The following is a 13,639-nucleotide window of genomic DNA, read 5'->3' on the forward strand; positions in this document are numbered from 1 at the left end:
ACATCGCCAGGCTTTAAATATCGTTACCTGTGTATACATGTAACAACATCTACAGTGTACTAATCTGTTGATGACAATTTTTTGGAGGGATGGCTGAGTGGTCGAAAGCACCGGTCTTGAAAACCGGCAACCGTTAATAGCGGTTCTAGGGTTCAAATCCCTATCCCTCCACCACCATTAGAAAGCCCGCTGAGAAATCAGCGGGCTTTTTTCTTATCTGCGATATACATAAATAAAAGGGGAAGGGCACTGACGTGCTCTTCCCTTTTTTGTATTTAAAACAATGACGACTAGTCCGCTAAATATTTCCCTTCTGCAACTTGCCAGAACGCTCGAATTAGAGGGTTATCTAGCTGTGCTCGCTTACAACATACGCCTAACTCAAATGGCTTGATAGGTTCTATCTTTAAGCGGCTAACTTTATCTCTTACTGGACTGTTGTTTATGACCACATCAGGTGCGATGCCAACTCCACATCCTAGTGCCACCATACTTACAATCGCCTCATGGCCAGAAACTTGCGCGTATATGTTGGGTTTTATCTTCATCTTTTTAAACCATGCATTGGCTCGTTCACGCGCTGTTCCTGCTTCTGGGATGATAAAGGGCACTTCATTCCAGTTTGGCTTATCGGATTGCAGTTGTTGGCTAAAGCTACTCACACCAGATGGAATGATGACTGACAGTGGAATATCGCTGATGGTTTCGAATTCTAACCTTGAAGGAAGGATGTCTGGCTTTGCTGAAATCGCGATATCCGCTTCATCGTTTAAGATCTTGTCGATGGATTGAGCTGGATCACCAGTAGAGAGCTTAAATTCAATATACGGATGAATAGCCCTAAATTCGGTTATGAGTTCAGGTAGGTGACTGTAGCTAGCCGTTACTGAACAAAATATACGGATCTCACCTTTAAGTTCTTGCTCTCCGCCCTTCAGGTGAAGGTTATATTGCTGCCACTCTCCCACGATGCTCAATGCTACAGGCAATAGGTGTTTTCCTGCTGGGGTAAGATCAACACTGCGGTTGTCTCTGATTAGCAGTTCTTGTCCTGTTTCCTCTTCAAGCTTTTGTATCTGACGGCTCAGCGCTGAAGGACTGACGTGCATAGCAGCAGCGGTTTTGCTGAAACTCTTGCTGTCGCATAAATGTATAAATAATTGTAGAGATTTTATGTTCATGTTCTGCGATCGTTTCCATGTTGCATTTATTGCAATAACTAATTGTGAATATATCACTTTCAGCAACGGAGTGTCTGTTTTAGTATTAAGTCATTCGATAGAGAGATATCGACCTTACGGACTTATTTTTAAAGGAGTGCCCTAGAATGGCTAACTATTTCAATACATTAAACCTTCGTGAACAACTAGACCAATTAGGTCGTTGCCGCTTTATGGATCGTGAAGAATTCGCGACAGAAGCTGAATACCTTGAAGGTAAGAAAATCGTAATTGTTGGTTGTGGTGCTCAAGGCCTAAACCAAGGTCTAAATATGCGTGATTCTGGTCTAGACGTATCTTACGCTCTACGCCAAGCGGCAATTGATGAAAAGCGTCAATCATTCAAAAATGCTGATGAAAACGGCTTTGTTGTGGGTAGCTACGAAACGCTAATCCCTCAAGCAGACCTAGTAATCAACCTTACTCCTGATAAGCAACACACAAACGTTGTTGAAACAGTAATGCCTCTAATGAAGCAAGGCGCTGCTCTTGGTTACTCTCACGGCTTCAACGTTGTGGAAGAAGGCATGCAATTACGTGCTGACCTTACTGTAGTAATGGTTGCACCTAAGTGTCCAGGCTCTGAAGTTCGCGAAGAGTACAAACGTGGCTTCGGTGTACCAACACTTATCGCTGTTCACCCAGAAAACGACCCTAAAGGCGAAGGTTGGGATATCGCTAAAGCTTGGGCTGCAGGTACTGGTGGTCACCGTGCAGGTTGCCTAGAGTCTTCTTTCGTAGCAGAAGTTAAATCTGACCTGATGGGTGAGCAAACTATCCTTTGTGGCATGCTACAAGCGGGTTCTATCGTATCTTACGAGAAGATGATTGCTGATGGCATCGAACCTGGCTACGCAGGCAAGCTTCTACAATACGGTTGGGAAACGATTACTGAAGCACTTAAGTTTGGTGGCGTAACTCACATGATGGATCGCCTATCTAACCCGGCTAAAGTTAAAGCGTTTGAGCTTTCTGAAGAGCTTAAAGACCTAATGCGTCCGCTTTACAACAAGCACATGGATGACATCATCTCTGGTCACTTCTCTAGCACAATGATGGCTGACTGGGCGAACGATGACGTGAACCTACTAGGCTGGCGTGAAGAGACAGGCGAAACTGCATTCGAAAACTACCCAGCTTCTGACGTAGAAATCTCAGAGCAAGAGTACTTCGACAACGGTATCCTAATGGTTGCTATGGTTCGTGCCGGTGTTGAGCTAGCATTCGAAGCTATGACGGCATCAGGCATCATTGATGAGTCTGCTTACTACGAATCTCTACATGAGCTTCCACTAATCGCAAACACAGTTGCTCGTAAGCGTCTTTACGAAATGAACGTTGTAATCTCTGATACTGCTGAGTACGGTAACTACCTATTCGCTAACGTAGCAACACCGCTACTACGTGAGAAGTTCATGCCTTCAGTAGCAACGGACGTCATCGGCCGTGGTCTAGGTGAGACATCTAACCAAGTTGATAACGCTAAGCTAATTGAAGTAAACGAAGCTATCCGTAACCACCCTGTAGAATACATTGGTGAAGAGCTACGTAGCTACATGAGCGACATGAAGCGTATCGCTGTTGGCGGTTAATCTTCCAGTTCATCACTGAATAAAAATAGCCCTGAACATTTGTTCGGGGCTTTTTTATGCTTGCAACTATTTTACCGGTGAAGGCTTGATAGATTGAGGAAAAAATAAAGGCTTACCCGAAGGTAAGTCTTTATTCGAACTTGAACTGATTGAAAAAAATGACTATTTGTCTGAAAGCTTTGCTTCTAGTTCAGCCAGTTTTTGTTCCATTTCAGTGAGCTTCTGGCGAGTGCGAAGCAGTACTTGTGTTTGAACATCAAACTCTTCACGGCTCACAACGTCTAGCTTGTTGAGTTGGCCTTGGATAACTTGGCGAACTTTTTGGTCTACGTCTGAACCAAGCTCTTTTACTGGTTGAGGCATAGAATCGTGGATCTGCTTAGCAATTTGCTCTAGTTTTTTTGGATCAAACATATCAATTAAAACTCCTTAATATTTATCACTATTCTATTTAATCACATCAAAGATGTCGCCTATGGCGTACAAAAAAAGGCCACCGAAGTAGCCTTTTTATTGTTAATACGACAGGGAAATTACTTATTGTTAGCTAATTCTCTGTGCGCCGCTTTTGCTTCATCAACACGGGCCAGCTTCTCGAGATCTTTATCTTCGAGGAAAACTGGAATTGGTTTATGTTTTTCGGCTAAGTAGCTATAAATAACCGGTAGAACAAACAGCGTAAACAGCGTACCAATCGCCAGACCAGCAACGATAACAATACCGATACTAAAGCGCTGAGCTGCACCTGCACCCGTGGCGTACATCAATGGGATCAGGCCTGCAATCATCGCCGCTGTTGTCATTAGGATTGGACGTAGACGTACCCTTGCCGCCTCCATAACCGCCTCTTTGCGTGATAATTTATTATGCAGCTGCTCTTCTTTTGCTACCTCACAGATCAAGATACCGTGCTTGGTAATCAGACCAACCAAGGTAATCAGCCCCACTTGCGAGTAGATGTTCATCGTCGCTGCGCCCCAAGCGAGCGCAATCAATGCACCACATATTGCGAGTGGCACCGACACCATGATAACCAATGGATCTTTTAACGACTCAAATTGAATCGCCAGAACCAAGAAGATGATCGCCAGTGCTAAACCGAACGTCACATACAGTGCGCTGCCTTCTGTTACAAACTGACGCGACTCACCCATGTAGTCATGGTTATAGCCTGCAGGTAATTTGGTTTGGGCAATGTTTTCAAACCAGTTTACCGCATCACCCATCGCCGCGCCCGGCATAGGAACCGCACCGACCGTCGCTGAGTTCAACTGGTTGAAGTGAGGAAGAGAGCGAGGCTCTGCCACCACATCAATTGTTACCAAGCTACCGAGAGGAACAGCATCACCATTGCTGGCTCGAACGTAGTAATGATTCATTGACTCTGGGTTTAAGCGGAACTTACGCTCAACCTGAGGGATCACTTCATAAGAACGACCGTTGAGGTCAATACGGTTAACGTAACCATCCGACATCATGGTGCTTAGGGTGACACCGATATCTTGCATCGTTACCCCATAAGCGCCCGCCATATCTTTATCAATTTGAATCTTCATCGTTGCTGAATCGTAGTTCAAATCAAGGTCAGAGTAGACAAAGAGAGGGCTATCTTTCACATCCGTTAAAATATCGGTTGCGATAGCGAATAAGCTCTCAAAGCTGCTTGGTGTGGTAATCACAAACTGGAGTGGTAGACCAGAACCGGCACCCGGCAACTCTGGCATTTGGAACGCGGTTACTGCCATGCCTGGGATATCTTGTAGCAATCCACTGATACGGTTCGTTACCTCAGATTGGCTAGCCGTGCGCTCACTCCATGGCACCATTGAGGCAATACCAAATGCTTGGTTTGAGTTTGGTACACCAGTGAAGGATTGAGCGTATTGGATTTCAGGCTGGGTCACCAAGATACCGCTCACGTCATCCATCGTGTTACTTAGGTAGTCTAGGTTAGCCGTTGATTGACCAGTACCAATCATCATCACCACCCCTTTATCTTCTGCAGGGGCAAGTTCACTTGGGATGAATTTAAACAGCATCGGCAAGCTTAAAAATACAATGACCGCAAAGCCAATGATAACCGGACGATGATCCATGATCGCATGCAGCATCTTAGAGTAACGGCCTGTCATACGATCAAGTACGCTGTGTACCTTCAGTTCAAACTTACTCGGCTGTGCATTTTCTTTTAGCAGCTTTGAACACATCATTGGAGACAGTGTTAAAGCGATGATTCCAGAAACAAATACCGCGCCAGCGAGGGTTAATGCGAACTCTTTAAACAGCGAGCCTGTGATACCACCCATCATTGCGATAGGGGCATAAACAGCGCCCAATGTCAGTGTCATTGCAATAACCGGTACTGCAATTTCACGGGTACCAATGATGGCAGCCCTGAAAGGAGATTCCCCCAATTTGACGTGTCGATCGACGTTTTCCAGTACTACGATTGCATCATCAACCACTAGACCGATTGCTAATACCATCGCCAGTAGCGTCATTAAGTTCCATGAGAAACCCATGACTTGCATCACCATCGCAACACCAACCAGCGATAAAGGGATGGTTACGATAGGAATGATAACCGCACGCAATGAGCCTAAGAATAGCGTGATAACCACTAATACAATCAGCGCGGCTTCAACAATCGTGTGTATAACCTCTTGAATGGATTCATTAATCGCAATGGTTGAGTCATACATGATATTCATGCTGATATTGCTTGGTAGGTTTCGCTCCAACTCAGGATACAGCTGCATAACATCAGCAGCAATGTTGATCGGGTTAGCACTTGGCGCTGCATTGATGGCGGTTACAACCGTTTGTTTGCCATTAGCACTTGCGCGAACCACATCGTGGCTTTTTTCTAGTGAAACCTTAGCAATATCACCTAAGCGAACAATAGAACCGCCATTTTGACTGGTTTTGACCACCAACCTTTCTAATTCATCGGTATTGGTTACTTGGGTATTGGCACTGCCGTTGTACAGCATAAACTCACCAATTGCTTGGCCAGTTGCTGATTGGTAGTTGTTTGCATTAAGCACCGTCATCACGTCAGTGGCTGTCAGGTTTAATGCTGCCATTTTGGAAGGATCAAGCCATACACGTAATGCGTATTTGATCCCGCCGTACAAGTCGACCTTTGATACGCCATTAACGGTAAACAGTTGTGGGTTAACCACTCGCTCAAGGTAGTCGGTAATTTGGCTTGCAGAGAGTTCATCACTCGTAAAACCAATGTAGAGTACCGCCGTTGTTGAACCGGTAGACATAGTTACGGTTGGATCTTCGGCTTCTTTAGGAAGCTGAGAACGTACCGAGTTAGTCTTGGCCAGTATGTCAGACAGCGCGGCATTCGGGTCGGTATTGAGCTTCATATTGACCGTAATAGTCGAGCTACCGAGTACGGACTGCGACGTCATATAATCAATATTATCGGCTTGAGCGATCGCTTGTTCTAATGGCTGAGTTATAAAGCCTTGGATCAGATCGGCACTGGCACCGTAATAGCTCGTCGTGACCGTCACGATCGTATTTGTCATGTCTGGGTATTCACGAACCTGCATTTTGAAGATTGCTTGGAAGCCAAGCAATGCGATCAAAAAGCTGATTGAAATAGCCAGAACTGGACGTTTAATAAAAACATCAGTAAAGCGCATGATTCCTCCAATTACAGCATTGGTGTTTCAGCTGGCGGCGTCGTTGCATCACTTTCTACAACTCGAACTTTAGCATTGTTACTTAAACGAACTTGACCCGTTGTCACGACAACATCGCCAGGCTCTACGCCTTCCAGTATGTGAGCAATACTTTCTGTACGTTCACCTACTTTCACCACTTGTTGTTTCACACGCTGCACACCATCTTCTTCACGTAAAATATAAACATTGTCACCGTAAAGTGTGAAAGTGATGGCCGTCTGAGGCAGTGTCACTTGGTTTGCTAGTTTAGGTAGAATGATGTTAGCGCGCGCAAACATACCGCTACGTAACTTACCATCGTTGTTTGGGATATCGGCTTGTACTTGGATAAGACCACTTTGGATGCTAACCGCAGGCTCAATGGCACTAATAGAACCTTTAAACGGTTTTTCTGGGTATGCATCAACGAAGATGTCGATCGCCTGACCAACCTCAATACGAGAGATGTCATTTTGAGAAATAGTGAAGCGTAGGCGCATAACACTGGTGTCTTCTAGGCGAACGATGTCAGTGCCAGATTGTAGGTATTGGCCTAGATACACATTACGAATACCGACAGTGCCGTCAAACGGAGCGCGGATCTCGCGACGGGCAATCGATGCTTTAAGGCTTTCAATATCAGCCGCTAACGATAAGAAATTAGCTTCTGCTTCATCGAAGGCTTCCTTAGAGATAGAGCCTTTCTTGAATAGCCCTTGGTAGCGCTTGTATTTAGCTTCAGCAGCCGGTAAGCGTGCCTCAGAGCTTTTTAGATTGGCTTTCTCTACATCAGAATCAAGGCGGATCAGTTGTTGGTCATTTTTAACCTCAGTACCTGATTCGAAAGAAATTTGATCGATAACACCGCTGGTTTCGTTCGCTAGTGTCACACCTTGGTTAGGTTCGATGAAGCCGATAGCTTCAATCACTGGAACCCAGTCGATCGGCTGAACTTCAGTTACCGTTACTGGAAACTCTGGTTCAGGGCGGTTGGCCATATACTCAGCAATTTTTTGTTGTTTGAACATGTTAAACCCAATAACGCTGCCGAAAAGTAGTACAGCGATGAGTAACATGAAGAAAGTCCACTTTTTCATTATGGTCAAAACTCCGATCTAGTGTTTAATTATTGCGTCCCAACTGGCTTCGATTGCAGATTCTAGTTCTGCCTCATCAAGTTGGTAAAATCCTAAAGAATGCTTGCGTGCTAGAGAAACACTAGCCGCCAAGCTCAATCCACCTAATACTTCATTGTTAAGTGGTTTAAACAATCCTTGTTCTTTCCCCTCATTAAATAGCAGCTCAACTTGGGCAAACATTTTACGTTCTAGTTCCCTGAAGTTTAGGCTATTTGTGATGGGTAGAGAGTCATACTGAACCCGATTTTTTATTGCGGCTAAATTCGTTCCTGCTAAGTTCCATATGTTCAACCACATAGTACGGTAGCGTTGTTTAATTGGATCCGAATCATTAACCCCTTGTTGAACAGCATCAGCTACTCTTTGAGTCACGAGCATTCGAACATCTTCTATCAAATGCTCTTTATCATCGAAGTAGCGATAGATAGTGCCTGCAGCCACTCCCGCTTCTTTGGCTAATTTTTGCATTGAAAGGCCTTGGAAACCGACCTCTGCAATTAGCTTTTCAGCTGCAGAAAGTATTTGCTGGCGTTTATCCCGAGGTGCATGAGTTGTCATATTTCAACCACCAATGAATGAACGTTCATTCATTATAGCCTAATAACCACACACATGTGCAACAAAGTTTTACATAATCAGCGTAAAAATCTTGTATAAGAGAACGTAGCATTCGTGCTGTTGCAGCATTATTATAGGCGCGCAATTGAATTCGCCCCTCTAGACCAAACTGAGAATCAAATGAAACTGAACCCAAGACAAGATGAAGCCGTGAAATATGTTTCGGGCCCCTGCTTAGTATTAGCGGGCGCTGGATCCGGTAAAACACGTGTTATCACCAATAAAATTGCTTATCTGGTTCAGGAATGTGGCTATAAGGCGCGTAATATTGCGGCGGTGACCTTTACTAATAAAGCGGCACGCGAGATGAAAGAGCGTGTTGGGCAAACTCTAGGTAAGGGCGAATCGAAAGGGCTGATTGTTTCGACTTTTCATACCATGGGCTTAACCATCATTCGCCGTGAATACAAAGCGCTGGGTTTGAAAGCGGGTTTCTCTCTGTTTGATGACCAAGACCAGTTAGCTTTGTTAAAAGAGTTAACAGAGAGACAGATCGATGGTGATAAGGATTTGCTACGCGCTTTAATGGGCACCATTTCGAATTGGAAAAATGACATGCTGACGCCAGATCAGGCGAAAGCACGTGCTCAAGGCGAACAAGAGCAGTTGTTTGCATTCTGTTTTGAGATGTACCAGAAACAGATGAAGGCATACAACGCACTCGATTTTGATGATCTGATCGCGATGCCTGTATTACTACTGAAAACCAATCAAGAGGTGCGTGAGCGCTGGCAGTCGCGTATCCGCTATTTACTGGTCGATGAATACCAAGATACCAACACCAGCCAATATGAGTTGGTTCGTTTACTGGTGGGAGAGCGTGGTCGCTTGACGGTAGTAGGTGACGATGACCAATCTATCTATTCATGGCGTGGTGCAAAACCGCAAAACTTGGTGTTGCTGGGTGAGGACTATCCAAATCTTCGCTTGATCAAACTCGAGCAAAACTATCGCTCAACCAGCCGAATATTACGTGCGGCGAACATCTTGATCGCCAACAACCCACACGTTTATGAAAAGTCACTATTCTCAGAGATCCCAGACGGTGAAAAGCTCAAGGTACTGAATGCTAAGAATGAAGAGCATGAAGCAGAGCGTATTACCGGCGAGATCATCGCCCACAAGTTTTTGAACCGTACTGAATACAAAGATTACGCAGTGCTTTACCGTGGTAACCACCAATCACGCTTGATTGAAAAAGCGCTGATGCAGAACCGTGTGCCTTACAAGATCTCTGGCGGTACCTCTTTCTTCGCGAGAGCCGAGATTAAAGACATCATGGCTTACCTGCGTGTGTTGGTGAACCCTGATGATGACAACGCCTTCCTACGTATTGTAAACACACCGCGCCGAGAGATTGGTCCGGTGACGCTTGAGAAGTTAGGCAGCTACGCCAATATGCGTGGCAAGAGCTTGTTTGAAGCCAGCTTTGAGATGGGCTTAGAGCAGACACTGACGGGGCGTGGTTTAGAAAATTTGCGCCGCTTCGGTGACTGGATTGTTCGTATCTCAGACAATGCCGAGCGTGGTAATACGGTTGAAGCCGTTCGTTCTTTGGTTCGTGACATCAACTACGAAGATTGGTTGTACGAAACCTCAGCGAGCCCGAAAGCCGCTGAAATGCGAATGAAGAACGTCTCTGATCTGTATAGCTGGATTGTGGCCGATCTTGAGGGTGACAACTACGATAAAGAAGAGAAAACCCTGCGCGAGGTGGTTCAACGTTTAACGCTGCGCGATATGATGGAGCGTGGTGAGGATGATGACGATGCAGATCAAGTCCAATTAATGACATTGCATGCATCGAAAGGTCTAGAGTTCCCATATGTATTCCTGATGGGTGCAGAAGAGGGCATCTTGCCGCACCAAACCAGTGTCGATGAGGGCAACGTAGAAGAAGAACGTCGTCTTATGTATGTGGGGATTACTCGAGCGCAGAAAGAGCTGACTTTTACTAAGTGTCGTGAACGTCGTCAATATGGTGAATTAATAAAGCCAACACAAAGCCGCTTCCTCGATGAGCTGCCGCACGATGATGTGGAGTGGGAAAGCGTTAAGAAGCCTCAATCCGCTGAAGAAAGAATGGAAAAAGGGCAGGCGCACATTGCGAATATTCGAGCGATGTTCAACAAGAAGTAATGCCCTACTTTAATCGCACTATATAGAAGCCAATAAAAAAGGTGACCATGAGGTCACCTTTTCTGAATCTGGCATTTTTAATTACAGACCGGCAATCATGTGCTCGATAGCATCTTTGATTTCGTCGTCTGAACAATCCATACATGAACCTTTCGCTGGCATCGCATTGAAGCCGTTGATTGCGTGGTCAGCTAGAATGTCGCGACCTTGAGCAATGCGAGGACCCCAGTCACCAGCATCACCTGTTTTAGGTGCGCCACTTACGCCAGATGCGTGACAAGCGATACAAAAGGTACCGTAAACTGCTGCGCCATCACGAGGGCCTGTTGGTTCTGCGGCTACTGGCTCGCTGCCGACTAGGTAAACTTGGCCAACTGGTTTGATGCGTTCAGCAATTGCATCGTGCTCCGCTTCGCTTAGGCCTGCAGCCATTGCGCCAGTTGAAAAGGTTAAAACTGCGATGACAACGCTTAAAATTCGACGAGACATATCCATTAAACTCACTTTACATTCCCAAGGTAAGTACATGCTTACCAATTTATAGTGTTGGAAGGGTGTTTTGGCTTTAACCAGCAAAGAGCAACTGTTAAACCAATGTAAATAATGGGTGATTATATCCCGATAAGTTGTTGCAATAAACAACAACTTATAAGCTGTGGCGGGTTGTAGTACTCAAATAAGGGGTTTATCACATATTAACTGTCGAAAAAGAGACCAAACAGAAAAAAAAGTTAAAAAAGTACTAGACGGCATTGGGTGATATACGTATTATTCCACTCCGCCGACAGGGCATGCGCCTGTAGCTCAGCTGGATAGAGCGTTGGCCTCCGGAGCCAAAGGCCGAAGGTTCGAATCCTTTCAGGCGCGCCATCCGGTCTCTTACTTCGGTAAGTGAGAAATTGGCAAAAAGAAATAATGGTGGCTATAGCTCAGTTGGTAGAGCCCTGGATTGTGATTCCGGTGGTCGCGAGTTCGAATCTCGTTAGCCACCCCATTCTTTCTTTACAAAATATCGGTAGCTTCGGCTTCCAGTGTTGATTCATTATTCCCAAGAGTCGATACAAAACTAGTCGGTGAATAGCGCAGCTTGGTAGCGCATCTGGTTTGGGACCAGAGGGTCGGGGGTTCGAATCCCTCTTCACCGACCACTATTTCAATAATCGCTTTTAAGCGGTTATATAAAAAATTAGTGGTGGCTATAGCTCAGTTGGTAGAGCCCTGGATTGTGATTCCGGTGGTCGCGAGTTCGAATCTCGTTAGCCACCCCATTAATTTTGGTAGCTTCTTTGAAGTTCCCAGTTTGAGAAATCAAACGAAACGTCTCGGTGAATAGCGCAGCTTGGTAGCGCATCTGGTTTGGGACCAGAGGGTCGGGGGTTCGAATCCCTCTTCACCGACCACATTAAAGAAAGCCGTAGCAGAGATGCTACGGCTTTTTTGTATTTGGGATTTCTACATTCTAACTGCATTGACTGTTTATGGTTGAGGGCAGAGAGTTAGGTCTATTGGACAAACTCATTTGTCGCAACGTTGTTCTTAACCCAGATCAAAGCTTGTAAGCGATTCTTCACCTTGATCTTTTTGAATGTATTGTGAAGGTGTGCTTTAACTGTATTCTCACTGACATAGAGTGTGTCCGCAATTTGCGTGTTAGATGCGCCATCACCGAGTAGTTTGATGATCTGCTGTTTGCGTTTGGTGAGCTTGAGGTAATAAGGGCTGGTTTTCGCGCACTGCCTTTCTCTGTAGAAGCTAATGTATTGGTAAATGAGCTTTCTACTCATCCACATTTCACCCTGTAAGATGCAGTTAAATCCGGTAACTAGCTTCTCAAGTGTATCTGATGCATAAAAAATACCGACCAAAAATTGCCACTTCAGCATCTCTGAATGAGGGAAATCATGTGGGGTATTGAGCAATACTTCATGGACGTCGCTTGCCACGTCATCTCTAAGCTCTTGGTACTTTTCAGTGTATTGCTTAGTCATTGTTGGGTAATCAATAATAATGAGATCCAACTCTTGATTTTTGAGTGCTGTGGTACTCAGTCTTTCAGGCGATATGAGTTTGATACTGATGTTGATTTTTTGTTCGATAGATTCTTTGAGTAGCGTTGATTGTAGGTTGTTTTCCGCAAGTAAAATGGCTTGGTATGCCCCCATCTTAGCCATGTGCCAGCTCCTTATATTCACCCATAACATCCTTATTAGATTTTATAGTTTATATCGGCGTTGTTGCCTAAATTAGTTGAACCTTTTCCAAGTCCTGTGATCTGATCATTTGAAACGATTGGAATGGTGGTGATATGGGTAAAGCAAACAAGAAGATAACTAACTGGACGGAGTACAATAAGGCTCTTTGTAAACGTGGTTCGGTTACATTCTGGATAGATGATTCAGCCGTAGATGCATGGCGATGCAAAACTCATCATGGTAAGCGTGGGAGAGGCTTTCAGTACTCTGATACAGCGATTGAAACCGCCTTGATGATTAAGGGCATCTTCTCTCTTCCTTTACGTGCTCTTCAAGGCTTTATCGACTCTATCTTTGAGCTATTAGATGTTCCACTAACGTCCCCTGACTACACCTGTATCAGTAAACGCTCGAAGACAGTTCAGGTCAAATATCGCAATAAATCGAGAGGGGCTATTCGCCATATAGCCATTGATTCTACTGGCCTCAAAGTCTTTGGTGAGGGGGAGTGGAAAGTGAAAAAGCATGGTACAGAAAAACGTAGGACATGGCGCAAACTGCACTTAGCTGTGGATGTGGATACTCACGAAGCGATTAGTGCGGAAGTCAGTCTTGTAAATGTAGGCGATAGTGAAGTGTTACCGACGTTACTCAACCCACTACGTAGAAAGGTCGCTGCCGTATCCGCCGATGGAGCATATGACACAAAAAATTGCCACGAGACTCTGAAAAATAAAGGCTGTACTCCGTTAATACCGCCTCGAAAGAATGCAGCTCTTTGGGAAGACGGTCATCCCAGAAACAAAGCGGTAATGGCTCTGAGAGATGGAACAATATCGGAATGGAAAACAGAGTCTGGTTATCACTATCGTTCAATATCTGAGACTGCTATGTCCCGATATAAAGGACTAACAAGCGATAAATTGAGCTTGAGATGTTACAACGCTCAAGTGGGCGAAATCATGGCGAATGTCAAAGCGATTAACAAAGTCATAGGACTAGGTATGCCCGTTAGAAGCTAACGGCTAGCTACATATGGTGTCGTTGATCTTCAAG

At 45.0% G+C, this 13,639-nt stretch carries 10 protein-coding genes and 6 tRNA genes; 9 read left to right on the forward strand and 7 right to left on the reverse strand.

All coding sequences use genetic code 11. The features are described 5' to 3' along the window. Positions 1-83: 83 nt before the first annotated feature. A tRNA-Ser gene (locus AB4329_RS21850) sits at positions 84-174 on the forward strand. 116 nt (positions 175-290) lie between these two features. Here the strand turns inward: AB4329_RS21850 and ilvY are convergent. Further along, positions 291-1,181 carry an HTH-type transcriptional activator IlvY gene (ilvY, locus tag AB4329_RS21855; protein ID WP_017061966.1) on the reverse strand — a complete coding sequence of 297 codons (891 nt, stop codon included), beginning with the start codon at positions 1,179-1,181 and terminating at the stop codon, positions 291-293. A gap of 146 nt (positions 1,182-1,327) precedes the next feature. On the opposite strand from ilvY, the gene ilvC reads away from it, so the two are divergent. Next, positions 1,328-2,812 (forward strand): ketol-acid reductoisomerase, encoded by a 1,485-nt coding sequence (ilvC, locus tag AB4329_RS21860; protein ID WP_017061965.1) that lies wholly within the window; start codon positions 1,328-1,330, stop codon positions 2,810-2,812. 162 nt (positions 2,813-2,974) lie between these two features. Here ilvC and ubiK read toward each other — a convergent pair whose 3' ends face one another. The 4 genes from ubiK to AB4329_RS21880 form a co-directional block, all read right to left on the reverse strand. Beyond that, positions 2,975-3,226: a ubiquinone biosynthesis accessory factor UbiK gene (ubiK, locus tag AB4329_RS21865; RefSeq protein WP_017061964.1), complete on the reverse strand. Its 252-nt coding sequence runs from the start codon at positions 3,224-3,226 to the stop codon at positions 2,975-2,977. A gap of 119 nt (positions 3,227-3,345) precedes the next feature. Next, the gene (locus AB4329_RS21870; protein ID WP_017061963.1) at positions 3,346-6,474 is read right to left on the reverse strand and encodes a multidrug efflux RND transporter permease subunit; all 3,129 of its coding nucleotides are present in this window, start codon (positions 6,472-6,474) and stop codon (positions 3,346-3,348) included. A gap of 11 nt (positions 6,475-6,485) precedes the next feature. Continuing rightward, positions 6,486-7,592: an efflux RND transporter periplasmic adaptor subunit gene (locus AB4329_RS21875; RefSeq protein ID WP_017069625.1), complete on the reverse strand. Its 1,107-nt coding sequence runs from the start codon at positions 7,590-7,592 to the stop codon at positions 6,486-6,488. Between the two features lie 18 nt (positions 7,593-7,610). Next, on the reverse strand, positions 7,611-8,192 hold the full coding sequence (locus AB4329_RS21880; RefSeq protein WP_017061961.1) for a TetR/AcrR family transcriptional regulator: 582 nt from the start codon (positions 8,190-8,192) through the stop codon (positions 7,611-7,613). Between the two features lie 180 nt (positions 8,193-8,372). On the opposite strand from AB4329_RS21880, the gene rep reads away from it, so the two are divergent. Beyond that, positions 8,373-10,391 carry a DNA helicase Rep gene (gene rep / locus AB4329_RS21885; protein WP_372125331.1) on the forward strand — a complete coding sequence of 673 codons (2,019 nt, stop codon included), beginning with the start codon at positions 8,373-8,375 and terminating at the stop codon, positions 10,389-10,391. 81 nt (positions 10,392-10,472) lie between these two features. On the opposite strand, the gene AB4329_RS21890 is transcribed toward rep, so the two are convergent. Further along, positions 10,473-10,886 carry a cytochrome c5 family protein gene (locus AB4329_RS21890; protein WP_017063036.1) on the reverse strand — a complete coding sequence of 138 codons (414 nt, stop codon included), beginning with the start codon at positions 10,884-10,886 and terminating at the stop codon, positions 10,473-10,475. A gap of 298 nt (positions 10,887-11,184) precedes the next feature. On the opposite strand from AB4329_RS21890, the gene AB4329_RS21895 reads away from it, so the two are divergent. The 5 genes from AB4329_RS21895 to AB4329_RS21915 all read left to right on the forward strand — a co-directional run bounded on the left by AB4329_RS21895 (position 11,185) and on the right by AB4329_RS21915 (position 11,791). Then, positions 11,185-11,261: transfer RNA gene (locus AB4329_RS21895), tRNA-Arg, on the forward strand. 48 nt (positions 11,262-11,309) lie between these two features. Beyond that, positions 11,310-11,385, forward strand: a tRNA-His gene (locus tag AB4329_RS21900). Positions 11,386-11,462: 77 nt separating this feature from the next. Next, a tRNA-Pro gene (locus tag AB4329_RS21905) sits at positions 11,463-11,539 on the forward strand. Between the two features lie 44 nt (positions 11,540-11,583). Then, positions 11,584-11,659: transfer RNA gene (locus AB4329_RS21910), tRNA-His, on the forward strand. A 55-nt stretch (positions 11,660-11,714) separates the two neighbouring features. Then, positions 11,715-11,791 (forward strand) — tRNA-Pro (locus tag AB4329_RS21915). 102 nt (positions 11,792-11,893) lie between these two features. Here the strand turns inward: AB4329_RS21915 and AB4329_RS21920 are convergent. Further along, entirely contained in the window at positions 11,894-12,562 is a 669-nt protein-coding gene (locus tag AB4329_RS21920) for a LuxR C-terminal-related transcriptional regulator (RefSeq protein ID WP_372139274.1), read from the reverse strand. A 134-nt stretch (positions 12,563-12,696) separates the two neighbouring features. Between AB4329_RS21920 and AB4329_RS21925 the strand changes: the two genes are divergently transcribed. Next, entirely contained in the window at positions 12,697-13,605 is a 909-nt protein-coding gene (locus AB4329_RS21925; protein WP_017065109.1) for an IS5 family transposase, read from the forward strand. Positions 13,606-13,639 lie beyond the last annotated feature (34 nt).

Origin of the sequence: Vibrio sp. 10N.261.54.A5 (assembly GCF_041471145.1) — a bacterium.
Taxonomy (GTDB): domain Bacteria; phylum Pseudomonadota; class Gammaproteobacteria; order Enterobacterales; family Vibrionaceae; genus Vibrio; species Vibrio crassostreae_C.

What these genes read in the sequence shown, in the direction of transcription:
- ilvY (WP_017061966.1), bottom strand. Translation starts at nt 1,181, where the DNA reads ATGAACATAAAATCTCTACAATTATTTATACATTTATGCGACAGCAAG.
- ilvC (WP_017061965.1), top strand. Translation starts at nt 1,328, where the DNA reads ATGGCTAACTATTTCAATACATTAAACCTTCGTGAACAACTAGACCAA.
- ubiK (WP_017061964.1), bottom strand. Translation starts at nt 3,226, where the DNA reads ATGTTTGATCCAAAAAAACTAGAGCAAATTGCTAAGCAGATCCACGAT.
- AB4329_RS21870 (WP_017061963.1), bottom strand. Translation starts at nt 6,474, where the DNA reads ATGCGCTTTACTGATGTTTTTATTAAACGTCCAGTTCTGGCTATTTCA.
- AB4329_RS21875 (WP_017069625.1), bottom strand. Translation starts at nt 7,592, where the DNA reads ATGAAAAAGTGGACTTTCTTCATGTTACTCATCGCTGTACTACTTTTC.
- AB4329_RS21880 (WP_017061961.1), bottom strand. Translation starts at nt 8,192, where the DNA reads ATGACAACTCATGCACCTCGGGATAAACGCCAGCAAATACTTTCTGCA.
- rep (WP_372125331.1), top strand. Translation starts at nt 8,373, where the DNA reads ATGAAACTGAACCCAAGACAAGATGAAGCCGTGAAATATGTTTCGGGC.
- AB4329_RS21890 (WP_017063036.1), bottom strand. Translation starts at nt 10,886, where the DNA reads ATGGATATGTCTCGTCGAATTTTAAGCGTTGTCATCGCAGTTTTAACC.
- AB4329_RS21920 (WP_372139274.1), bottom strand. Translation starts at nt 12,562, where the DNA reads ATGGCTAAGATGGGGGCATACCAAGCCATTTTACTTGCGGAAAACAAC.
- AB4329_RS21925 (WP_017065109.1), top strand. Translation starts at nt 12,697, where the DNA reads ATGGGTAAAGCAAACAAGAAGATAACTAACTGGACGGAGTACAATAAG.